The sequence below is a fragment of the Yoonia sp. genome, from assembly GCF_036770585.1.
Lineage (GTDB): Bacteria > Pseudomonadota > Alphaproteobacteria > Rhodobacterales > Rhodobacteraceae > Yoonia.
Genome location: NZ_DAIPIW010000018.1, coordinates 1 through 22,668, shown reverse-complemented (window position 1 = coordinate 22,668; position 22,668 = coordinate 1). Strand labels below are relative to the sequence as shown.

The window sequence follows — 22,668 nt, the reverse complement described above, 5'->3', positions numbered from 1 at the left end:
CGCGCTGTCTAATCGTTCAATTGATCGGCGGCTGTGCCCTGCTGGTGCTTTGCCAGGCGGTGTCGCCGCTCGCCTCGGGCGGCGATTTCGACAGCGGCGGTTGTCATGGCTTCATCCAATTGCTCGCTCAATAGCGGCAATTCGTTTTGCTGCGCAAACTGGCGCAGATCCGACAATACGTGAATGACCCAATCGTGACCCATGCGCCAACATCTCTGGGATTGATTAATGAACGCTTAACAACCCTAAGGTGACTGGTGACAGGAATATCGTGACGAAACAAGAAAAAAGGGCGCAGCCATCAAAGGCCGCGCCCAGCTTGGGAATGCGGCGGAATTCAGGGCTCGTCGGAAAGGATCGCGTCCTCGAAAGTGCGGATGCCCATGCGCGGCGATTGCACCAGCACGGCCATATTGCCGGGCTTGTGCTGATTGCGCAGCATCTTGGTATGCGCCTCGGGGATCGCATCCCATGCAAAACATTCCGACATGCAAGGATCCAGCCGCTGTTCCAGCATCAGCTTGTTGGCGGCACTCGCCTGCTTGAGATGGGCGAAATGGCTGCCCTGCAGGCGCTTTTGGTGCATCCACATGTAACGCACGTCAAAGGTGCAATTGAAACCGGTGGTGCCGGCGCAAATGACGACCATGCCGCCCTTCTTGCAGACCAGCGCCGAGACCGGAAAGGTCGCTTCGCCCGGATGCTCGAAGACCATGTCCACGTTGACACCCTTGCCGGTGATCTCCCAGATCGCCTTGCCGAATTTGCGCGCCTCTTTCAGCCATGCGCTGTATTCGGGCGTATTCACCGTCGGCATCTGGCCCCAGCAGTCGAAATCGTTGCGGTTGATCACGCCTTTCGCCCCCAGGGACATGACGAAGTCGCGCTTGCTTTCGTCGCTGATCACCCCGATCGCATTGGCCCCGGCGGTATTGATCAACTGGATCGCATAAGACCCCAAACCGCCCGAAGCCCCCCAGACCAGCACGTTCTGGCCCGGCTTCAGGTCATGGGGTTCATGCCCGAAGAGCATCCGGTAGGCCGTCGCCAGCGTCAGCGTGTAGCAGGCGCTTTCTTCCCATGTCAGGTGCTGCGGACGCGGCATCAGCTGCTGGGACTGCACGCAGGTGAACTGCGCGAAAGACCCGTCCGGCGTCTCGTAGCCCCAGATGCGCTGGCTTTCGGAATACATCGGGTCGCCACCGTTGCATTCCTCGTCGTCGCCATCGTCCTGATTGCAGTGGATGACGACCTCGTCGCCGACCTTCCAGCGCTTCACCTTGTCGCCGACCGCCCAGACGATGCCCGCCGCATCCGAACCGGCGATGTGGTAATCCGCCCCGTGCTTGTCGAAAGGGCTGATCGGCTGGCCAAGACCGGCCCAGACGCCGTTGTAATTCACCCCTGCGGCCATCACCAGCACCAGCACCTCGTTGCTGTCGGGCTTGGGGCAGGCCACGACTTCCTGCTGAAAGGCCTTTTCAGGCTCGCCATGGCGTTCGCGGCGGATCGCCCATGCGTGCATCTGCGCAGGGACATGCCCGAGGGGCGGCATTTCCCCCACGTCATAAAGATCCTTCTGCGGGGCATTGTAAGTCGCAGGTGGGGCGGATTGGTCGAGGGCCATTGTCGTCTCCATCAGTCGATGTCCAGCATCTTGCCGCGCCGCAGAATCGGCGCCTTTGACCAAGGCATAAGCCACGCAAAGGTAAGATTGCAACCCTGAAAAAGGACTTTTTGTAATTTAATTACTCTGCAACTGCAGAAATTTCCTCGCCCTCGGCGGCATCGGCATCAAAGTGATGGGCGATCGAATTGCTGTAGAAACGCAAAATGGGGTCTCCAAGCGCCGTCGGCGCGATGTCGTCGTCAGACATGGTGATCAGGCCGCGCGCACGCAGACGGTTCAGGGCGTCGCCCACCAGCTCGTCCGCCGCGCGGTGGGGATGGGGCAGATTGCGCCCTTTCAGGAAAGCCAGATCGGCGGTCACGCTGTCGGTCAAGCCCAAGCGCGAGACCGTTTCCGCAGCAAGAATTTCCCGTGCGATCAGGGGCACCGCCGTCACCGGCATGACATCGGCAATCCGTTGCATCAGGGCACCGGCCAGCGCCTCGGTCAGATCTTCAGGGCCCCTGGCCTCGAACCGCGACAGCTCCAGCGGTTCGCCGAAACTGACCGAAGCCGTCCCGAAGCCGCGGAACCGGCGGGTCAACCGCAGCCAGATATGACGCAGGACACGCCGCGCGACCGAGACCCACGAGGGTTTGAACCTGCGGGTGCCCGACTGGTCCGCCGCAATCAGGATCGTATCTTCCAGCACGCGGTCATAGTTGATCGCGACCGGCACGAAGATCACCTCGCGCACCGCAGGATCGAAGTCATCGACGATGTAGTTCAGCAAGCCCATCCGTGGCGGGGCGAGAAACCCGTCAAGGCTCAGCCCGCCTTCGGGAAAGACCGCCTGACTGACACCGCCGCGCGTGGCCATCTGCACATAGCGCGCCAGCACCTTGCGATAGAGCGTCCCGCGCGACTTGCGCCGGATGAAGAACGCGCCCATCATCCGGATCAGCGGCGCCAGCGGCCAGACCCGCGCCCATTCCCCCACCGCATAGGACAGCGCCCCCGCCCGTGCCGCCAGATATGTCACCAGCACGTAATCCATGTTGCTGCGGTGGTTCATCACGAAAACGACCGTCGCATCGGGATCGATCTCGTTCAGGCGCTTGCGGTCGAAGGTGCCCAGCTTGATCCGATACAGAGACTTCGACAGCCAGCGGGCCAGCCGGATGCCGATGGTGAAATAGGCCGTCGCCGAAAACGAGGGCACAATCTCGCGGGCATAGCGGCGGGCCTTCTCGAAGGCGACGTTCTCGGGGATGCCTTCCTTGCGGGCATGCTCGACAATCGCCTCGGTCACCTGCGGGTCGTAGATCAGGCGCTGGATCATGTCGTGGCGGCGCGCCAGCTTAAAGGGCTCGATCGGGCGTTGCAGGCGCTGGTTCACCCGGGCGATCACACGCTCGGCCCGTTTGCGAAAGAACCAGCGCACCGATGGAAACAGGAAATGCGACGCGAAAGTCACGGCAGCAAAGAGGATGATCAGGATGAATGCCCAAAGCGGCATTGAAACGGTCTGCGTCATGGACTGAAAGTGGCAGGGAACGCCGACAAGGTAAATCCCGCCATGCCGCAACGCAGCGAATTGACAGCGCCATAAAATGTCCGATAAGAACCCCAAAGGCGCAATTTAATTTCGCAACCCAGATTCTCGGAGGCCCCAGATGTCCCAGACGCAGAAAGACCGCCCATGGCTGTTTAGGACCTATGCGGGCCATTCGACCGCTGCGGCCTCAAATGCGCTTTATCGCGGGAACCTTGCCAAGGGGCAGACAGGTCTTTCCGTGGCCTTCGATCTGCCGACACAGACCGGCTATGACAGCGACCATGTGCTGGCCAAGGGCGAGGTCGGCAAGGTCGGCGTGCCGATCAGCCATCTGGGGGATATGCGCGCGCTTTTCGACCAGATCCCGCTGGACCAGATGAACACCTCGATGACGATCAACGCAACGGCCCCTTGGCTGCTTGCGCTCTATATCGCGGTGGCAAAGGAACAGGGGGCCGATATATCCGCCCTGCAAGGCACCGTGCAGAACGACATCATCAAGGAATACCTCAGCCGCGGCACCTACATCTGCCCGCCCGAGCCGTCGCTGCGGATGATCACCGATGTGGCCGCCTATACGCGCGAACACCTGCCGAAATGGAACCCGATGAACGTCTGTTCCTACCACCTGCAAGAAGCAGGTGCGACGCCGGAAGAGGAACTCGCCTTCGCGCTGGCGACCGCAACCGCCGTTCTGGATGATCTGCAAGGCAAGGTGCCGGCCGAAAACTTCCCCGAAATGGTCGGGCGCATCTCGTTCTTCGTGAACGCCGGCATCCGGTTCGTGACCGAGCTTTGCAAGATGCGCGCCTTTGTCGAGCTTTGGGACGAAATCTGCGAGACCCGCTATGGCGTGACCGACCCCAAATACCGCCGCTTCCGCTACGGCGTGCAGGTCAACTCGCTGGGGCTGACGGAACAGCAGCCGGAAAACAACGTCTACCGGATCCTTTTGGAAACACTTGCCGTCACCCTGTCCAAAAAGGCCCGCGCCCGCGCCGTGCAATTGCCCGCATGGAACGAAGCACTCGGCCTGCCGCGCCCATGGGACCAGCAATGGTCGCTGCGGATGCAACAGATCCTCGCCTATGAAACCGACCTGCTGGAGTTCGACGACCTTTTCGACGGCAACCCCGCCATCGACCGCAAGGTGAACGCGCTGAAAGAAGGCGCGCGCGCCGAATTGGCCCAGATCGAAGGCATGGGCGGCGCGAAAAACGCGATCCCCTACATGAAATCGCGCCTTGTCGAAAGCAACGCCGCCCGCATCGCCAGCATCGAAACCGGCCAGACCACCGTCGTCGGTGTGAACAAATGGCAGGCGGGCGAACCCTCGCCGCTGACCGCCGGGGATGACGCGATCATGGTCAGCGACCCGCAAGCCGAGGCGGACCAGCTGCGCCGCCTTTCGCAATGGAAGGCCAACCGTGATCCAGAGGCCGTGGTCGCAGCGCTTACCGCGCTCCGCGACGCCGCCAAGGACGGCAGCAACATCATGCCCCCCTCCATCGCCTGCGCCCATGCCGGTGTCACGACCGGCGAATGGGCCGATGTCGTCCGCGGCGTCTTCGGCCAATACCGCGCGCCCACAGGTGTCAGCAGCAACCCCTCGAACCGGACCGAGGGGCTGGACGACTTGCGCGCAAAGGTCGATCTGGTCAGCACCGCCCTTGGCCGCCGCCTGAAATTCCTTGTCGGCAAGCCCGGCCTCGACGGCCATTCGAACGGTGCCGAACAGATCGCCGCCCGCGCCCGCGACTGCGGAATGGAGATCGACTACGAAGGCATCCGCCTGACGCCCGAGGAAATCGTCACCGCCGCCAGGAACGGCGATGTGCATGTGATCGGCCTGTCGATCCTGTCGGGTTCGCATATTCCGCTGGTCCGCGACGTGATGGACCGGCTGCGCGCGGCGGGCATCGCCCATATCCCCGTGATCGCGGGCGGCATCATTCCCGACGAGGACGCAAAGGCGCTAAGGGCCATGGGCGTGGCCCGCGTCTATACGCCGAAGGATTTCGAATTGAACAAGATCATGGCCGATATCGTGACCTTGGTCGATCCGCGACAGGTCGCCGCCGAATAGATCGTGCTCTTTCGGAAAGGTCGGATCATCAATTCGCGTGGCAATTCATCCGGACTGCGGTATTGAGAAGGCGGAAAGTGGAGTTGCATCATGAATACCGATCTCAAATCAATGACCCGCAAAGAGCTTTTGCGTCTGCAGGCAAATGTCGAAAAGGCACTCGCGCGGCTGGAAAAGCAGGAAAAGCAGGCCGCCCTTGTCGCTGCCGAAAAAGCTGCCGCGGCACATGGGTTTACGCTGGCCGAGATTACCGGCGCTTCTATCGAAAAGACGCCCCGCAAATCCGCCACGCTGCAAAAGCAATCCGGGGTCCCGAAATACAAGAACCCCGATGACCCCGCAAAGACATGGACGGGAAAAGGCCGGCAGCCCGATTGGTTCAAATCGGCAATTGCGGCAGGAAAAAATCCGAAAGACCTGGAAATCTAGTCCGGGCAAAGCCACCTGACCTGATAACGGCAATTGATAGGCAGATCATGACGATCCATATCGGCGCGCAAAAGGGTGATATCGCCCCCACCGTTCTCATGCCCGGCGATCCCTACCGTGCAAAATGGGCAGCCGAGACTTTTCTCGACGATGCCCGCTGCATCAATCAGGTGCGCGGCATGCTGGGGTTTACCGGCACTTGGAAAGGCAATCCCGTCACGATCCAGGGATCGGGCATGGGGATGCCGTCGCTCTCGATCTACGCCAACGAGCTGATCAGGGACTACGATGCGCAGACCCTGATCCGCATCGGGTCTTGTGGCGGAATGCAGGACCATGTGGGGATCCGCGACGTGATCCTCGCCATGACGGCCTCGACGCTTTCGACGCCGTCACGGGGGATCTTCAAGGAAGTGAACTTCGCGCCTTGCGCCGACTACGGGCTTCTATCGGCGGCCCATGACGCCGCGAGGGCGAAAGGCGTGCCGACTCATGTCGGCGGCATCTATTCCTCGGATGTCTTCTATGACGAACGACCGGACCTGAACGAACAGATGATGCGGCATGGCATCCTCGGGGTCGAGATGGAGGCGGCCGAACTTTACAATCTCGCCGCCCGCTATGGCCGGCGCGCGCTGGCGGTGCTGACCGTCAGCGACCACCTGATCACGCATGAAGCGCTGCCCGCCGAGGACCGCGAACGCAGCTTCGGTGACATGGTCGAGATCGCGCTTGCGGCGGCCTTTGCCTGAGGGGCTTTGCCCCTCGCCCCGGACGGGGTCCGGGTCTCACCCCAGGATATTTCCGGGCCAATAATAACGAATTGTTAACCCTCGCCTAAGAGAGTTGCTTTACGGAACAGGCGGGGACGCCGATGGCCGTGGCCGGTAATGACCGGGAGGGCGCGTCGCCCCACATCGGCGCGCCCTCATTATTGGCCCGAAAATATCCTCGGGGGGGCGCCGTCAGGCGCGGGGGGCAGACAGCCCCCCTGCGACATCGCAATCAGACGACCCGTTCGACCATCATCTTCTTGATATGGGCAATCGCCTTGGCGGGGTTCAGACCCTTCGGGCAGGTCTTGGCGCAGTTCATGATCGTGTGGCAGCGGTAAAGCTTGAACGGGTCTTCCAGCTGATCCAGACGTTCGCCCGTCGCCTCGTCACGGCTGTCGATGATCCAGCGGTAGGCATGCAACAGGGCCGCAGGCCCCAGATAGCGGTCGCCGTTCCACCAATAGGACGGGCAGCTGGTCGAGCACGAGGCGCACATCACGCATTCGTAAAGCCCGTCCAGCTTCTTGCGGTCCTCGATCGACTGCTTCCATTCCTTGGCGGGCCGGTTTGTCTTGGTTTCCAGCCAGGGCATGATGCTGGCGTGCTGGGCGTAGAAATGCGTCAGGTCAGGGATCAGGTCCTTGATCACCGGCATATGCGGCAGCGGATAGATCTTGATGTCGCCCTTGATCTCATCCAGCCCATAGATGCAGGCCAGCGTATTGATCCCGTCGATGTTCATCGCGCAGGACCCGCAGATGCCTTCGCGACAAGAGCGGCGGAAGGTCAGCGTCGGATCGATCTCGTTCTTGATCTTGATCAGCGCGTCCAGCACCATCGGGCCGCAGCTGTCCATATCGACGAAGTATGTATCAAGCTGCGGGTTCTTCCCGTCATCGGGGTTCCAGCGATAGATCTGCACCTTGCGCAGATTGGTCGCGCCTTCCGGTTTCGGCCACGTCTTGCCCACGGTCATGCGTGAGTTCTTGGGAAGTGTCAGTTGTACCATGTGCTTCTCTTTTCTCGCGTGGGGCTCACATATTGCGCAGGCGTGGCGGCCTGATCGGCATCTCGCCCGTCAGGTTGAACACGCATTCCTCGTAGAGAGCCACTGGATCGCGTCCGCGGATCGCATCGGATGAAATGCTGATGCTGCCGCTGGCGAATGGCCCGCTGTTGCTGTTTGCACCCAGCGTGACGCCGACTTCGGGTCCTTGTGCGGCGCGTGCGCGTTCCTCGCAGCGGTCGGCGGCGCGCTCGGGTGAGATTTCGCCACAGGCTGCAAGCGCTGCAAGACCGGCGATGGCAAAGGCGATACGCATCAGAATGTCCGCTCCTTCGGGGCGATTTTCTTTTCCGAGATCCCGCCGTCCTTTTCGGCCGTCAGCGGGGTGGTGATCACAGGCCGGTAGCCAAGCGTCACTTTCGCCCCGTCCACATGGGCAATCGTATGCACGCGCCAGTTTGCATCGTCGCGGGTCGCGTAATCCTCATGCGCGTGGGCGCCACGGCTTTCCTTGCGCGCCTCGGCGCCGACGATGGTGGCCAGCGCGTTCGGCATCAGGTTGGTCAGTTCCAGCGTTTCCATCAGGTCGCTGTTCCAGACGAGGCTGCGATCGGTGACCTTGAGATCGTCCATCTTGCCCGCGATGGTGGTCATCTTCTGGACACCTTCGGCCAGCGTCTTGTCGGTGCGGAAGACGGCGGCATCCGCCTGCATCGCCTTTTGCATCTCCAGCCGCAACTCGGCGGTCGGGACCGTGCCCTTGGCATGGCGCAGCCCGTCGAAGCGGTCGAAACATGCATCGACCGAAGCTTGGTTTAGCGTTGGATTAGGGGCTGAGCGATCCACGACATCTCCCGCACGGATCGCGGCGGCACGGCCAAAGACCACAAGGTCGATCAGGGAGTTGGACCCCAGCCGGTTCGCCCCGTGGACCGAGGCACAGCCCGCCTCGCCCACCGCCATCAGGCCGGGAACGACACGGTTCGGATCATCCTTGGTGGGGCTCAGCACTTCGCCGAAATAGTTCGTGGGGATACCGCCCATGTTGTAGTGCACCGTCGGCAGCACGGGGATCGGCTCCTTGGTCACATCCACACCGGCAAAGATGCGCGCGCTTTCCGAGATACCGGGCAGGCGTTCGTGCAGCGCCTCGGCAGGCAGATGGCTGAGGTTGAGGTGGATGTGATCGCCCCCGGCCCCCACGCCACGGCCTTCGCGGATTTCCATCGTCATGCAGCGGCTGACATAGTCGCGTGGGGCGAGGTCCTTGTAGTTGGGCGCATAGCGTTCCATGAAACGCTCGCCTTCGGAATTGGTCAGATATCCGCCCTCGCCGCGCGCGCCTTCGGTGATCAGGCAGCCCGCGCCATAGATGCCGGTGGGGTGGAACTGGACGAATTCCATGTCCTGCAAGGGCAGACCCTGCCGCGCCACCATGCCGCCACCGTCGCCGGTGCAGGTATGGGCGGAAGTCGCGCTGAAATACGCCCGGCCATAGCCGCCCGTCGCCAGCACGACCATCTTGGCGTTGAAGACATGCATCGAGCCGTCATCCAGCTTCCACGCGATGACACCCTGACAGATGCCGTCTTCCGACATGATCAGGTCGAGCGCGAAATACTCGATGTAGAATTCTGCCTGCTGCTTCAGCGACTGGCCGTAAAGCGTGTGCAGGATCGCGTGTCCGGTGCGGTCGGCGGCGGCACAGGTGCGCTGCACCGGCGGGCCTTCACCGAATTCGGTGGTATGGCCGCCGAACGGGCGCTGATAGATCTTGCCCTCTTCGGTGCGGCTGAAGGGCACGCCGTAATGTTCCAGCTCGTAGACCGCCTTGGGTGCCTCGCGGGCGAGGTATTCCATCGCGTCCGTATCACCCAGCCAGTCAGAGCCCTTGACCGTGTCATACATATGCCACTGCCAGCTATCGGGGCCCATGTTGCCCAGTGATGCGGCGATCCCGCCCTGTGCCGCGACCGTATGCGAGCGTGTGGGGAAAACCTTGCTGATACAGGCCGTGCGCAGGCCCTGTTCGGCCAGACCCAAGGTCGCGCGCAGGCCAGCACCTCCGGCACCGACCACGATCGCGTCATAGGTGTGGGTTTCGTATTCGTAAGCAGCCATCAGATAAGCCTTCTGGAATTAGAGCGCGATGCGGACGATTGCGAAGACCGCAAAAGCCGCCGCCGCATAGGACACGCAGATCATCGCGATGATGGCGATCTTGCGGGCCAGACCGTGGACATAGTCCTCGATCAGCGTTTGGACACCGCCACGGAAATGAAACCAGCCCACCAGCATGGTCAGGATCGCGACGACAGCGGGGAAAGGCCGCTGATAATAGGCGATCACCTCTTCGTAGGGTGCGCCATAGATCGGGCCGAAGGTGAAGATGAACAGCGGCACAAGGATCAGCAGCGCCACGGACGATACCATCATCTGCCAGTGATGCGCGGTCCCGGTCTTGGACGAACCCATGCCCACGGCGCGCTTGCGGTCAGTCAGAAAAGCCATTGGTGCGTCTCCTTACACGACGATGATCGTGAAGATCGTCAGCAGGACCGACAGCACGATCATCATCTGGCCCGCAAGTTCGGATTTCTCGACATCCAGCATCCGGCCACTGTCCCAGACAAGGTGCCGCAGCCCGCCCAGCAGGTGATACCACAGGCCCAGAACCGACAGCGTCATCACCAGATCACCGAACCAGCTTGTCAGAAAGCCATCCGCGACCGCGAAAGCTTCGGGCCCGGTGGCGGCGGCGACGAACCACCAGACGATCAGCAGGCCGGTGATCAGCAGCGCGTTGCCGGTGATCCGGACAAGGATCGAGGTGATCGAGGTCCATTGCGGACGATAGATCGTCAAATGCGGTGACAGGGGGCGGTTGCCCCGGTTCACGTCGGACATAGCGGTTCCCTTCGTTGGCATGTGCTGCCGGCGAGACAGCGCCTTTGGCCCTCTTTTGCACCATTTGACGGACAGAGTCACGCGCATCGAGGCCGCTAACATGGGAAAAGTTGGCGCAGTCCGGCAGATTTTCCAACTTTGTGATCACAGAAAAAAATTTTGTGATCACGAAAAACAGGTGTGGAATCAGACAGGCATCAGCGCCCAATAGTCCAGATCAAGCAGGACGTCGGGATGATACTTGCCATCCTCACCCCGCAGCGGACCGGCGCGTCCCTTCGTCGCCACCAACCGCAGCCGGATCGCACCGACACCGGGGGCGGGCGTCTCGGCCTTGTCCAGCACCTCGGACCATGCGCGGACCGTATCACCCGCAAAACAGGGGTTCGCATGGGCGCCACCATTCAGCGCCACGATCATCTGCGCATTGGCCAGACCGTTGAACGACAGCGCCCGCGCAAGGCTGATCACATGGCCGCCGTAGATCAGCCGCTTGCCGTCCGCGCGGTTCGTCGCGTCGAAATGCACCTTGGCGGTATTCTGCCAAAGGCGGGTCGCCAGCATATGCTCGGCCTCTTCGATGGTCACACCGTCCACATGGTCGATGATCTCGCCGATGGCATAGTCGCCCAGCCGGTGCGGCTCGCCCGCGAGGGTGAAATCGTAGCGGGTGAAATCGAGGCCCTTGGGGATGACCAGATCATCCACCGTGACAGCGCTGGCCAGATCGGGGATCACCGGCACGGGCGCCGGCCCGTCGCCGCGCTTGCGCACCATCACCCAGCGCACATAGCTGATCAGCGTCTCGCCATGCTGGTTGCGGCCCGTGGTCCTGACCCAGACCACCCCGCTCTTGCCGTTGGAGTTTTCCTTGACACCGATCACCTCTGACGTCGCGGTGATCGTGTCACCGGGCCAAAGCGGCGTGATCCAGCGCCCTTCCGCATAGCCGAGGTTCGCAACCGCATTCAAAGACACATCCGGCACCGTCTTGCCGAAGACCGTATGAAACGTCACCAGATCATCGAGCGGGCTGAACGGCAGCCCGCAGCCTTGCGCGAACTGGTCCGAGGAATAGAGCGCATGGCGCGCCGGATAAAGCGCATGATAAAGCGCCCTCTCGCCCATCTTGATCGTGCGCGGGACGGCGTGGGTGATGACCTCACCGATGCTGTAGTCCTCGAAAAAGCGGCCCGCGTTCGTCTTGGTCATTGCCGTCCCAGCTTCATGTCCGGTGTATAGGGCGTGTCGATGTCCTTGGTCACCGCCTGCCCGCAGCGCATCACCCCGTTGGCGTGGTCGAAGGCATAGGTCGGGCTGCCGTAAAGCTCCCATCCTTTCGACAGCGCGTCCGAGACCTTGTGGCAAAAGGCGGATGTGTCGTCTTCGGTCAGCAATCTGTAGATCTTCGGCATCTTACCCCCAGGGTGTCACGCCAAGGGCATAATGGATGCCCATCACGACCACGGTCACAACGATGGTCACGACAATCGCGACAACCTCTTTCTTCGCAGGCGCGCGCGCGGGCCGCTGCCACGGGCCTTCCTGCGCGTTGATGATCAGAATCTCGACAATCGCCCAGACCAGCAAACCGCCGAACAGGATGAAGGACGCGATGTCGCCGTTCACCAGAAGATGCGCGACCGCCCAGATGGAAAAGCCCGTCAGTTGCGGGTGGCGGACCTTGGTGCCCAGCCAGATCTTCTGACCCTGCGCGGCACTGGCCGCATAAAAGTAGAAGGCAACGACCATCAACAGGTTGTTGATCCCGACCCACATCGGGTCACGGCCCCAATAGACCGCGCCATCAGCCGCCTTGTAGCCCATCACCATCAAAACGACGCTGGTGATCAGAAGGACCGCCATGACCGGATAGCCCGCCCCGCCCAAAGCGGCGCGCGCGCCCGGTGCCAGTCGTTTGAACAGATGCGCCGCCGACCATAGCGCGACCCCGAGGATAAGTAGTGTCATGACGATTCCAGTTCTGCGATTGCCTCTGCTTTCGCCAAGGTCGCGCGGGCGGTGACGATATGCAAGTTCTCGACGATGCGACCGTCGACAACGGCGACACCCTGCCCCTGCGCCTCTGCCGCCTCGAAGGCGGCGATCTGGCGGCGGGCAAGGGCGATCTCGTCCTCGGTCGGGCCGAAGGCGGCATTGGCGATGGCGATCTGGGCCGGATGGATCAGGGTCTTGCCGTCAAAGCCCATGTCGCGCCCTTCGGCACATTCCGCGCGCAGCCCCTCTTCATCCAGATAGGCATTGTAGACACCATCCAGCGCCACGATCCCCGCCGCCTTGGCCGCGAGCAGGCAAAGCTGCAACGACGTGGCAAGCGCCGCCCGCCCCTGCGAGTTGAGGTCCTTGGCAAGGTCATTCGTCCCCAGCACGAAGCCTGCGATGCACGGATGATCGGCAATCGCGGCCGCATTCAGCACGCCGCGCGGCGTCTCCATCATTGCCCAGATCGGCGTGTCGGGAACAAGCGCCGCCAGCGCGTCCACGTCCGACGGGCCGTTCACCTTGGGCAACAGCACCGCATCGCAATCCATCGCCGCAACCGCCGCTGCATCCGCCTTGCCCCATGCGGTCTCCAGCCCGTTGATCCGCACGATCCGTCGGCGGCCGCCATATCCGCCATCCGCAAGGGCGGCATAAAGCGTATCACGGGCCGCGACCTTGGCATCCGGTGCGACCGCATCCTCGAGATCGAAGAGGATCACATCAACCGGCAGGCTGCGCGCCTTGTCCAAGGCGCGGTCTTTCGACCCCGGAATATAGAGTGCGGACCGGTGGGGATGCTTCTGCATGGATTCTCTTTCGCAACAAAGTTGCGCGGAAAAGGTCAGAAATTGGCGATTACTTCAACCCCGAATGTGCCGCGACGCAGCGGGACGATGCGTTAACCAATTCGACGGATCGGCTTTCCAGACTGTCCCTGCCCACCTCCTTGACGCTTTCGGATGGCAGCGGGCGGACCGACAGTCGAAAGGACGACACGATGAAATGCAATTCTCTGGTCATGGCGATGGGCTTTTCGGTCCTGACGCTGGCGGCCCATCAGGTGCAGGCGGCCCCTTGCGCCGATCACGCGACCGTTGTTGCGACACTGGCGCAAACCTACGGCGAGACACGTCAGGCCATCGGTCTGGCCTCCGACAACGCCGTGGTCGAGGTCTTCGCCTCGCTCGAAACCGGCACATGGACAATCACGGTGACGCAACCCGGCGGCCCGACCTGCCTTGCGGCCTCTGGTCAGGCCTATCAGGCGTTCAGCGACCCGCTGCCCGTGCCCGGCGAAGACGCCTAAAGCGCGACCCAGATCAGGCGCAGTCCCGTCACCGTCAGCAGGACATAGGTGATCGCGAAGAACAGACGCTCCGGGATGAACCGGTGCGCCTTGACCCCCAGCCAGGCCCCGATCAGGGCAAAGGGCGCCAGCAGCAGGCTTGCCGTCAGCGTGTCCCATGTGAAGATGCCCAGAAAGGCGTAAGGCACCGCCTTCATCCAGTTCACCGCCCAGAAGACCACGACGGTCGTCGCCTGAAACGCGGTCTTGCTCAGCCCCTGCGACAGCAGGAAGACGGCGGCGGGCGGCCCGCCTGCATGGCTGACGAAACTGGTAAAGCCGCTGATCAGGCCCGCAAACCAGGCCCATGGCGCCGAAAAGGGCATCAGCGGCACGACAAGCCAGCCCAGCGCGCGCGACATCTGGAACGCCACGAAGGCCAGACAGATGATCCCGATCAGCAGACGGAAGACATCGCCGTCCACCGCAGTATAAAGCCAGCCCGCGACGATACAGCCCGGCACAGCACCGATCATCAGACCCTTGGCCGAGGGCCAGTGCCATTTGCCCCAATAGGGTTTCAGCGTCGCCGCATCGACCAGCATGAAGAGCGGCAGGATGATCCCCAGCGCCGCACCCGGCGGCACCACCAGCGCCAGAATCGCGCCCGCCGCGAAGGCCGCGCCCGACCCGAAGCCGCCCTTCGAGATACCTCCGAAAATGATGGCGGGAATGCCGACCGCGAAAAACTCCCACCCGAATTCCATTGGCCGCTGTCCCTGAAAAGCCTTGCTCGCGTTATCGTTAGCCCGTCCCTGCCGGAATGACCACTGGTCCTCTGGGCCATGCCGCAGCGCAGCAGCCTTGCGAAAACCATGTCAAACGCTTACCAGAACCGCCGAGATCACATCACCAAAGGACCAACTTCATGGCCAGACCCAAGATTGCCCTTATCGGCGCCGGACAGATCGGCGGCACGCTTGCACACCTCGCAGCTGTCAAAGAGCTCGGCGATGTCGTGCTTTTCGACATTGCCGAAGGCACGCCCCAAGGCAAGGCGCTCGACATCGCGGAATCCGGCCCCTCGGCCAAATTCGACGGCAGCTTCAAGGGCACCAACGATTACGCCGATATCGCGGGCGCGGATGTCTGCATCGTCACCGCCGGTGTGCCGCGCAAACCCGGGATGAGCCGTGACGACCTGCTGGGCATCAACCTCAAGGTCATGAAATCCGTCGGCGAAGGGATCGCGGCGCATGCGCCCAACGCCTTCGTCATCTGCATCACCAACCCGCTGGATGCGATGGTCTGGGCCCTGCGTGAATTCTCGGGCCTGCCCCCCGAAAAGGTCTGCGGCATGGCCGGTGTTCTGGACAGCGCCCGCTTCCGTCACTTCCTTGCCGAAGAATTCAACGTTTCGATGCGCGACGTGACCGCCTTCGTTCTGGGCGGGCACGGTGACACGATGGTGCCGCTGGTGCGCTATTCGACCGTCGCCGGTATCCCGCTGCCCGATCTGGTGGACATGGGCTGGACCACGAAAGACAAGATGGACGCCATCGTCCAGCGCACCCGCGACGGCGGCGCCGAGATCGTGGGTCTCTTGAAGACCGGCTCCGCCTTTTACGCCCCCGCGACCTCGGCCATCGAAATGGCCGAAGCCTATCTGAAGGACCAAAAGCGCCTGCTGCCCTGTGCGGCCTATGTGGACGGGGCCTATGGCCTGAACGGTTTCTATGTCGGCGTGCCCACGATCATCGGCGCAGGCGGCATCGAGCGTGTCGTCGAGATCAAGATGAACAAGGACGAACAGGCGATGTTCGACAAATCCGTCGAGGCCGTGAAAGGCCTTGTCGCGGCCTGCAAGGGCATCGACAACAGCCTCGCCTGATCTTTGTTGCAGTCACACAAAGGGGCCGCCGATGCGCGGCCCTTTTCCTATCGGTGCTGCCACAAAAACGGAATGACCTGCGGCTTGTTTGCAGCCAGCCATGCGTCCAGCGCCGCCGGTGACAGATCGATCCTCGCGTCGGGAAAGGCGGCCGCCAGCGCCGGCCCTGGATCGAAAGCCGGTGCGCTCCACAGACCATGCCTCTGCAAGAGCATCGCCAGATCACCCCGCGCCACCTTCAGCCGGTCATAAAGCGCGTCGGCCCCCTCGGGATCGGCCATCAGCGCATCGGCCTGCGCGCGCCTCTGCGCAGAGAGCGGCATCCCGTCGTGCTTGACCAGCGCGCGCTGCATCCGCGCCAGCTTGTAGACCCAGTAGGTCGGCGTCAGCCCGTCGAAATGCAAAAGCTCGATCGCATCGGGCGCGGGACGCGCCAGCACCAGATCAGCGGCGTCCTTGGCAGGTTGGGGGCGGTGGATCGACATCGACAACTTGCGCCCCACCCGCACGAAGGCCTTGCCGTTGGAGTGACCGTAAAGCCCCTTGTTGCTGAGCGCATAATCCGGCCCGAAGATCCGTTCACCCTTGCTTGGCGGGCTGTGGAAAGGGCGGCGGAACGCCCCTTCGAAAACGGTCAGCCCGGGATCGTCGGGCAGATGGACCCGCTCGGCCACCTGAATGACCGCGGCATCCGCCTCGGGTTCGAGCGCCGCCAGCAGCTCGGCGATATCCGCACGCGGCCAGAGGAATTCATCCGCATCGACATGGATCAGCCAGTCCGAGGTGCAGCGCGCATAGGCATCGCGGGCATTGCGGACCTGCCGCACCTCATGGCGGCGCGGGCGGCTTTTGCCAAGGCGCAGCCAATGTGCTGCGTCGCAGGTCACCACCTGAACCTGCGGCAGATCGGCAAGCAGAGCCGCCACCGGATCATCGGGATTGTCGCAATAAAGATAGACCCGCTCTGCCCCCAGATGCAGGTGCCATGCGACAAAGGTCTGGACAAGCGCAGGCGGCTCGTCGACGGTGGCGACCACGGACCATCTGGGCAAAGCGGCGGACATGGGCTGTTGGTAGCACCCCCGCGAATCTTTTCAAACCGATTAAATATTGCACTTTTGCAATACGGTCCCGATTTGTGATCACACAAAATTTTCCTGTGATCACAAATGTTCGATTTTCCCCCGATTTGGCAATTTTCCCTTAGAAGCGACGTTTTGTCTGTGCTTTACGAAACAAAACCTAGCCAAAACGGAACAGCCTTATGAACATCCACGAATATCAGGCAAAAGCCCTGCTGCGCAGCTATGGCGCGCCCGTCTCTGACGGCCGCCCCGTGACGCGCGCGGAAGACGCCAAAACCGCCGCAGGCGAACTCGACGGGCCGCTCTGGGTCGTCAAGGCGCAGATCCACGCCGGTGGCCGTGGCAAGGGCAAGTTCCAAGAGACCGACGCAGGCGAGGCCGGCGGCGTCCGTCTGGCCCGTTCCGTCGAAGAGGCGGCACAGGAAGCCAAGAAGATGCTGGGCCGCACGCTGGTCACCCACCAGACCGGCCCCGCGGGCAAGCAGGTCAACCGCATCTACATCGAAGACGGCTCGGGCATCGAGACCGAGATGTATCTGGCCCTGCTGGTCGATCGCCAGACCAGCCGCATCGGCTTTGTCTGCTCGACCGAAGGCGGCATGGACATCGAAGAGGTGGCCCACCACACCCCCGAAAAGATCCTCAACTTCACCGTCGATCCCGCGACGGGCTATCAGCCCTTCCACGGCCGCCGCGTGGCCTTCGCGCTGGGTCTGACCGGCAACCAGATCAAGCAATGCGTGACCCTGATGGGCCAGCTCTACAAAGCCTTCACAGAGAAGGACATGGAGATGCTCGAGATCAACCCCCTGATCGTCACCGACAAGGGCGACCTGAAAGTGCTGGACGCCAAGGTCAGCTTCGACGGCAACGCGATCTACCGCCACGCCGATATCGCCGCCCTGCGCGACGAGACCGAAGAAGACCCCAAGGAACTCGCCGCCTCGAAATTCGACCTCAACTATATCGCGCTGGATGGCGAGATCGGCTGCATGGTCAATGGCGCGGGCCTTGCCATGGCGACGATGGACATCATCAAGCTTTACGGCGCCGAGCCTGCCAACTTCCTCGACGTGGGCGGCGGTGCGACCAAGGAAAAGGTGACTGAGGCCTTCAAGATCATCACCTCTGACCCGCAGGTCAAAGGCATCCTTGTGAACATCTTCGGCGGCATCATGCGCTGCGACGTCATCGCCGAGGGCGTCATCGCCGCGGTGAAAGAGGTGGGCCTGAAGGTGCCGCTGGTCGTGCGTCTGGAAGGCACGAACGTCGAAAAGGGCAAGGAGATCATCAACAACTCCGGCCTCGCCGTGATCGCCGCCGACGACCTGAAGGACGGCGCGCAGAAGATCGTGAAAGCGGTCAAAGGTTGATCCCGTAGGGTGGGTGCAACCCACGCGAAGACAAGATTTTAAGGAGCCAACACCATGGCCATTCTCGTAAACGAAAACACGCGCGTCATCTGTCAGGGCCTGACCGGCTCGCAGGGGACGTTCCACTCGGAACAGGCGATCGCCTATGGCACCAAGATGGTCGGCGGCGTGACCCCCGGCAAGGGCGGCACCACGCATCTGGACCTGCCCGTCTTCAACTCGGTGCATGAGGCCAAGGCCAAGACCGAGGCCAATGCCTCTGTGATCTACGTGCCGCCACCCTTCGCCGCCGACAGTATCCTCGAGGCTATCGACGCCGAAATGGAGCTGATCATCTGCATCACCGAAGGCATCCCCGTGCTGGACATGATGCGGGTCAAGGCGGCGCTTCAGAATTCCAAATCGCGCCTGATCGGGCCGAACTGCCCCGGCGTCATCACGCCCGACGCCTGCAAGATCGGCATCATGCCCGGCCATATCCACAAGCGCGGCTCGGTCGGTGTCGTGTCGCGTTCCGGCACGCTGACCTATGAGGCGGTCAAGCAGACCTCTGACTCAGGTCTCGGCCAGTCCACCGCTGTCGGCATCGGCGGCGACCCGATCAAGGGGACCGAACATATCGACGTGCTGGACATGTTCCTTGATGACGACGAAACACAGTCGATCATCATGATCGGCGAGATCGGCGGCACCGCCGAAGAAGAAGCCGCCGAATTCCTTGCCGAACAGAAGAAGAAAGGTCGCTGGAAGCCCGTCGCCGGTTTCATCGCAGGCCGCACCGCGCCTCCGGGCCGTCGCATGGGCCACGCCGGCGCGATTGTCGCCGGTGGCAAGGGCGACGCCGAAAGCAAGATCGAAGCGATGAAGAGCGCCGGCATCGTCGTCGCCGACAGCCCCGCCACACTGGGCGAGGCCGTGCTGAAGGCAATCGGGTAGGTCGGGGCCTGCCCCGCCGCGCAAAATCAACCGAGGCCCCGGATCACATCCGGGGCGCGGACAACCAAAAAACCCCGTCCCGGGCCTGATCCGGGACCCAGAAATCGGCAAGCATCGAGGTCACGCAATGAACGACCATTCCCCCAACGACGTTTTCCACGCCTCGTCTTTCCTGCAAGGCCACAACGCCGCCTATGTCGAACAGCTTTACGCCCGCTACGCCGACAACCCCGGCGCGGTGGATGAAAGCTGGCAGGCGTTCTTCCGGTCGCTGGGCGATGCCCCCGCCGATGCCCGGGCCGAGGCGCAGGGGCCATCCTGGGCCCGCACCGACTGGCCACCGCAGCCGAACGACGATCTGACCGCCGCCCTCGACGGGCAATGGGCATCTGAGCCCGAAGCGGCGGCCAAGAAGATCAAGGACAAGGCCGCCGAGACCGGCACCACGATCACCGAGGAACAGGTGCGCAGCGCGGTGCTCGACAGTATCCGCGCGCTGATGCTGATCCGCGCCTACCGGATCAGGGGGCACCTTGTCGCCGATCTCGACCCGCTGGGGATGCGCGACCAGACCCCGCATCCAGAACTCGATCCGAAGTCCTACGGTTTCACCGATGCCGACATGGACCGGCCGATCTTCCTCGACAAGGTGCTGGGCCTCGAACACGCCACCATGAATGAAATCATGGCCATCGTGCGCCGGACCTATTGTGGCACTTTCGCCCTGCAATACATGCACATCTCGAACCCCGAAGAGGCCGCATGGCTCAAAGAACGGATCGAGGGCTATGGCAAGGAAATCGCCTTCACCAAGGAAGGCCGCAAGGCGATCCTGAACAGCCTTGTGCAGGCCGAAGGTTTCGAGAAATTCCTGCACGTCAAATACATGGGCACCAAGCGTTTCGGCCTTGATGGCGGCGAGGCGCTGATCCCCGCGATGGAACAGATCATCAAGCGCGGCGGGCAGCTGGGGCTGGAGGATATCGTCATCGGCATGCCGCACCGTGGGCGTCTGTCGGTGCTGGCCAACGTGATGCAGAAACCCTACCGCGCGATCTTCAACGAATTTCAGGGCGGGTCGTTCAAACCCGAGGATGTGGATGGCTCGGGCGATGTGAAATACCACCTCGGCGCGTCTTCCGACCGCAACTTCGACGGCAATACCGTGCACCTGTCGCTGACCGCGAACCCCAGCCACCTCGAAGCGGTGAACCCCGTGGTGCTGGGCAAGGTCCGCGCCAAACAGGACCAGAAGAACGACAAGGACCGCACCAAGGTCATGGCCGTGCTGCTGCACGGCGACGCGGCCTTCGCCGGTCAGGGCGTCGTGGCCGAAGGCTTTGGCCTGTCGGGTCTGCGCGGGCACCGCACCGGCGGCACCATGCATATCATCGTCAACAACCAGATCGGCTTTACCACCGCGCCGCACTTCAGCCGCTCGTCGCCCTATCCCACAGACATCGCGCTGATGGTCGAGGCCCCGATCTTCCACGTCAACGGCGACGACCCCGAGGCCGTGGTCCACGCCGCCCGCGTCGCCACCGAGTTCCGCCAGAAGTTCCACAAGGACGTGGTGCTCGACATCATCTGCTACCGCCGCTTCGGTCACAACGAAGGCGACGAGCCGATGTTCACCAACCCGGTGATGTATAACAAGATCAAGCGGCAAAAGACGACGCTGACGCTCTATACAGAACGGCTGGTCAAGGACGGCCTGATCCCCGAAGGCGAGATCGAGGACATGAAAGCCGCGTTTCAGGCCCACCTGAACGAGGAATTCGAAACCGGCAAGACCTACAAGCCCAACAAGGCCGACTGGCTGGACGGCAAGTGGTCGCATCTGGACCGCCAGAAAGAAGACTACCAGCGCGGCATGACGGCCATCGAAGATGCGACCTTCACCGCCGTGGGCGAGGCTCTTTGCAAGGCGCCCGAAGGATTTCCGATCCACAAGACCGTGGGTCGCCTGCTGGAAGCCAAGGCCAAGATGTTCGAGACCGGAACCGGCGTCGACTGGGCCACCGGCGAGGCGCTGGCCTTCGGCTCGCTGCTGCTCGAAGGTTATCCGGTGCGTCTGTCGGGGCAGGACAGCACGCGGGGCACCTTCAGCCAGCGGCACTCGGCCCTGATCAATCAGGAAACCGAGGAACGCTATTATCCGCTGAACAATATCCGCGACGGTCAGGCGCATTACGAGGTCATCGACTCGATGCTGTCGGAATACGCGGTGCTGGGTTTCGAATACGGCTACTCGCTGGCCGAACCCAACGCGCTGACCCTCTGGGAGGCGCAGTTCGGCGATTTCGCCAACGGCGCGCAGATCATGTTCGACCAGTTCATCAGTTCCGGCGAAAGCAAATGGCTGCGGATGTCCGGCCTCGTCTGCCTGCTGCCGCATGGCTACGAAGGTCAGGGGCCGGAACATTCCTCTGCGCGTCTGGAACGGTTTCTGACGATGTGCGGCGGCGACAACTGGATCGTCGCCAATTGCACGACACCGGCCAACTACTTTCACCTGCTGCGCCGCCAGTTGCACCGGACCTTCCGCAAGCCGCTGATCCTGATGACGCCGAAATCGCTGCTGCGCCACAAACTGGCCGTCTCCAAGCGCGAGGAATTCACCGTCGGCTCGTCCTTCCACCGCGTGCTCTGGGATGACGCCCAGCACGGCAACTCGGACACCACGCTGGTCGCCGACGACAAGATCAAGCGCGTCGTGATGTGTGCGGGCAAGGCCTACTACGATCTGCTGGAAGAACGCGACGCGCGCGGCATCGATGATGTCTACCTGCTGCGTTTCGAACAGTTCTACCCCTTCCCCGCGCAATCGGCGGTCAAGGAGCTCGAACGGTTCAAGAACGCCGAAATGGTCTGGTGTCAGGAAGAGCCGCGCAATCAGGGGGCGTGGTCCTTCATCGAACCCAACATCGAATGGGTCCTGACGCGCATCGGCGCAAAACACACGCGGCCCGTTTACGTCGGCCGCGCCGCCGCCGCCTCGCCCGCCACGGGTCTGGCCAGCAAGCACAAAGCAGAACAAGAGGCGCTCGTGAACGATGCGCTGACGATTGAAGGGAACTGATAAATGAGCACCGAAGTCCGCGTCCCCACGCTTGGCGAATCCGTGACAGAGGCCACGGTCGCCACATGGTTCAAGAGGCCCGGCGATAGCGTCGCTGTCGATGAAATGCTCTGCGAGCTGGAAACCGACAAGGTGACCGTCGAGGTGCCAAGCCCCGTGGCCGGCACCCTGTCGGAGATCGTCGCCGCCGAGGGCGAGACAGTGGGCGTCGATGCTCTGCTGGCCCAGATCGCCGAAGGCGACGCCGCCCCCGCGCCCGCCAAGGAAGACGCACCCAAGGAAGAGCCGAAAGCCAAAGCCGAAACCCCTGCCCCCGAGGCCAAATCGAAAGACGTAGAAGACGCGCCCTCTGCCAAGAAACTGATGGCGGACAACAACCTTTCGGACGTGCAGGGCACCGGCAAGGACGGCCGCGTGATGAAAGAGGACGTGTTGAAAGCCCTGTCCTCGGCCTCTGCCGCCCCTGCCCCAGCCGCAGCACCCCGCGCACCTGTTCCGGCCGATCAGGCCGAGCGGGAAGAGCGCGTGAAAATGACCCGCCTGCGCCAGACCATCGCCAAGCGTCTGAAGGACAGCCAGAACACCACCGCGATGCTGACCACCTACAACGAGGTGGACATGACCGAGGTCATGGCCCTGCG

The 22,668-nt window shown here is 62.4% G+C and carries 23 protein-coding genes; 9 read left to right on the top strand and 14 right to left on the bottom strand.

Annotation, left to right across the window (positions count from 1 at the left end):
* Positions 1 to 8 precede the first annotated feature (8 nt).
* The 3 genes from V7N12_RS05210 to V7N12_RS05200 all read right to left on the bottom strand — a co-directional run bounded on the left by V7N12_RS05210 (position 9) and on the right by V7N12_RS05200 (position 3,146).
* Positions 9 to 203, bottom strand: coding sequence for a hypothetical protein (locus tag V7N12_RS05210; RefSeq protein ID WP_333713181.1), 195 nt, complete (start codon positions 201 to 203; stop codon positions 9 to 11).
* 134 nt (positions 204 to 337) lie between these two features.
* Entirely contained in the window at positions 338 to 1,627 is a 1,290-nt protein-coding gene (gene ccrA / locus V7N12_RS05205) for a crotonyl-CoA carboxylase/reductase (RefSeq protein WP_333713180.1), read from the bottom strand.
* Between the two features lie 121 nt (positions 1,628 to 1,748).
* On the bottom strand, positions 1,749 to 3,146 hold the full coding sequence (locus V7N12_RS05200) for a 1-acyl-sn-glycerol-3-phosphate acyltransferase (protein WP_443089934.1): 1,398 nt from the start codon (positions 3,144 to 3,146) through the stop codon (positions 1,749 to 1,751).
* Between the two features lie 139 nt (positions 3,147 to 3,285).
* Here V7N12_RS05200 and V7N12_RS05195 point away from each other — a divergent pair, with 139 nt between their 5' ends.
* The 3 genes from V7N12_RS05195 to deoD all read left to right on the top strand — a co-directional run bounded on the left by V7N12_RS05195 (position 3,286) and on the right by deoD (position 6,434).
* Positions 3,286 to 5,253, top strand: a complete 1,968-nt coding sequence (locus V7N12_RS05195; RefSeq protein WP_333713177.1) for a protein meaA — start codon at positions 3,286 to 3,288, stop codon at positions 5,251 to 5,253.
* A gap of 90 nt (positions 5,254 to 5,343) precedes the next feature.
* The gene (locus V7N12_RS05190) at positions 5,344 to 5,682 is read left to right on the top strand and encodes an H-NS histone family protein (protein ID WP_333713176.1); all 339 of its coding nucleotides are present in this window, start codon (positions 5,344 to 5,346) and stop codon (positions 5,680 to 5,682) included.
* 47 nt (positions 5,683 to 5,729) lie between these two features.
* The gene (gene deoD, locus V7N12_RS05185; RefSeq protein ID WP_333713175.1) at positions 5,730 to 6,434 is read left to right on the top strand and encodes a purine-nucleoside phosphorylase; all 705 of its coding nucleotides are present in this window, start codon (positions 5,730 to 5,732) and stop codon (positions 6,432 to 6,434) included.
* 253 nt (positions 6,435 to 6,687) lie between these two features.
* On the opposite strand, the gene V7N12_RS05180 is transcribed toward deoD, so the two are convergent.
* The 9 genes from V7N12_RS05180 to V7N12_RS05140 all read right to left on the bottom strand — a co-directional run bounded on the left by V7N12_RS05180 (position 6,688) and on the right by V7N12_RS05140 (position 13,181).
* Positions 6,688 to 7,467 carry a succinate dehydrogenase iron-sulfur subunit gene (locus V7N12_RS05180; protein WP_333713174.1) on the bottom strand — a complete coding sequence of 260 codons (780 nt, stop codon included), beginning with the start codon at positions 7,465 to 7,467 and terminating at the stop codon, positions 6,688 to 6,690.
* A 25-nt stretch (positions 7,468 to 7,492) separates the two neighbouring features.
* On the bottom strand, positions 7,493 to 7,780 hold the full coding sequence (locus V7N12_RS05175; protein ID WP_333713173.1) for a hypothetical protein: 288 nt from the start codon (positions 7,778 to 7,780) through the stop codon (positions 7,493 to 7,495).
* On the bottom strand, positions 7,780 to 9,585 hold the full coding sequence (sdhA, locus tag V7N12_RS05170) for a succinate dehydrogenase flavoprotein subunit (RefSeq protein WP_333713172.1): 1,806 nt from the start codon (positions 9,583 to 9,585) through the stop codon (positions 7,780 to 7,782). Before sdhA ends, V7N12_RS05175 begins: the two co-directional genes overlap by 1 nt.
* 18 nt (positions 9,586 to 9,603) lie before the next feature.
* Positions 9,604 to 9,975: a succinate dehydrogenase, hydrophobic membrane anchor protein gene (gene sdhD, locus V7N12_RS05165; RefSeq protein ID WP_333713171.1), complete on the bottom strand. Its 372-nt coding sequence runs from the start codon at positions 9,973 to 9,975 to the stop codon at positions 9,604 to 9,606.
* A 12-nt stretch (positions 9,976 to 9,987) separates the two neighbouring features.
* Positions 9,988 to 10,371, bottom strand: coding sequence for a succinate dehydrogenase, cytochrome b556 subunit (sdhC, locus tag V7N12_RS05160; RefSeq protein ID WP_333713170.1), 384 nt, complete (start codon positions 10,369 to 10,371; stop codon positions 9,988 to 9,990).
* A 186-nt stretch (positions 10,372 to 10,557) separates the two neighbouring features.
* On the bottom strand, positions 10,558 to 11,583 hold the full coding sequence (locus V7N12_RS05155; RefSeq protein ID WP_333713169.1) for a MaoC family dehydratase: 1,026 nt from the start codon (positions 11,581 to 11,583) through the stop codon (positions 10,558 to 10,560).
* On the bottom strand, positions 11,580 to 11,786 hold the full coding sequence (locus tag V7N12_RS05150) for a DUF1737 domain-containing protein (RefSeq protein ID WP_333713167.1): 207 nt from the start codon (positions 11,784 to 11,786) through the stop codon (positions 11,580 to 11,582). Before V7N12_RS05150 ends, V7N12_RS05155 begins: the two co-directional genes overlap by 4 nt.
* A 1-nt stretch (position 11,787) precedes the next feature.
* Positions 11,788 to 12,342: an NnrU family protein gene (locus V7N12_RS05145; protein WP_333713166.1), complete on the bottom strand. Its 555-nt coding sequence runs from the start codon at positions 12,340 to 12,342 to the stop codon at positions 11,788 to 11,790.
* Positions 12,339 to 13,181, bottom strand: coding sequence for an HpcH/HpaI aldolase/citrate lyase family protein (locus tag V7N12_RS05140; protein WP_333713165.1), 843 nt, complete (start codon positions 13,179 to 13,181; stop codon positions 12,339 to 12,341). The genes V7N12_RS05145 and V7N12_RS05140 overlap by 4 nt, the downstream gene beginning before the upstream one ends.
* A gap of 191 nt (positions 13,182 to 13,372) precedes the next feature.
* Between V7N12_RS05140 and V7N12_RS05135 the strand changes: the two genes are divergently transcribed.
* On the top strand, positions 13,373 to 13,681 hold the full coding sequence (locus V7N12_RS05135) for a hypothetical protein (RefSeq protein ID WP_333713164.1): 309 nt from the start codon (positions 13,373 to 13,375) through the stop codon (positions 13,679 to 13,681).
* On the opposite strand, the gene V7N12_RS05130 is transcribed toward V7N12_RS05135, so the two are convergent.
* Positions 13,678 to 14,427, bottom strand: coding sequence for a sulfite exporter TauE/SafE family protein (locus V7N12_RS05130; protein WP_333713162.1), 750 nt, complete (start codon positions 14,425 to 14,427; stop codon positions 13,678 to 13,680). The two genes, V7N12_RS05135 and V7N12_RS05130, sit on opposite strands and share 4 nt — an antisense overlap.
* A gap of 161 nt (positions 14,428 to 14,588) precedes the next feature.
* On the opposite strand from V7N12_RS05130, the gene mdh reads away from it, so the two are divergent.
* Complete coding sequence (mdh, locus tag V7N12_RS05125) at positions 14,589 to 15,551, top strand: malate dehydrogenase (protein ID WP_333713160.1); 963 nt, start codon at positions 14,589 to 14,591, stop codon at positions 15,549 to 15,551.
* A gap of 47 nt (positions 15,552 to 15,598) precedes the next feature.
* On the opposite strand, the gene V7N12_RS05120 is transcribed toward mdh, so the two are convergent.
* Positions 15,599 to 16,603 (bottom strand): glycosyltransferase family 2 protein, encoded by a 1,005-nt coding sequence (locus tag V7N12_RS05120; protein ID WP_333713158.1) that lies wholly within the window; start codon positions 16,601 to 16,603, stop codon positions 15,599 to 15,601.
* A gap of 212 nt (positions 16,604 to 16,815) precedes the next feature.
* Between V7N12_RS05120 and sucC the strand changes: the two genes are divergently transcribed.
* The 4 genes from sucC to V7N12_RS05100 form a co-directional block, all read left to right on the top strand.
* Complete coding sequence (gene sucC, locus V7N12_RS05115) at positions 16,816 to 18,009, top strand: ADP-forming succinate--CoA ligase subunit beta (RefSeq protein WP_333713156.1); 1,194 nt, start codon at positions 16,816 to 16,818, stop codon at positions 18,007 to 18,009.
* 54 nt (positions 18,010 to 18,063) lie between these two features.
* Complete coding sequence (gene sucD / locus V7N12_RS05110; RefSeq protein WP_333713155.1) at positions 18,064 to 18,945, top strand: succinate--CoA ligase subunit alpha; 882 nt, start codon at positions 18,064 to 18,066, stop codon at positions 18,943 to 18,945.
* A 127-nt stretch (positions 18,946 to 19,072) separates the two neighbouring features.
* Complete coding sequence (locus V7N12_RS05105) at positions 19,073 to 22,027, top strand: 2-oxoglutarate dehydrogenase E1 component (protein ID WP_333713154.1); 2,955 nt, start codon at positions 19,073 to 19,075, stop codon at positions 22,025 to 22,027.
* Between the two features lie 3 nt (positions 22,028 to 22,030).
* Positions 22,031 to 22,668, top strand: a 638-nt coding sequence (locus V7N12_RS05100; RefSeq protein ID WP_333713153.1) for a biotin/lipoyl-containing protein, incomplete at its 3' end; no start/stop codon positions are given.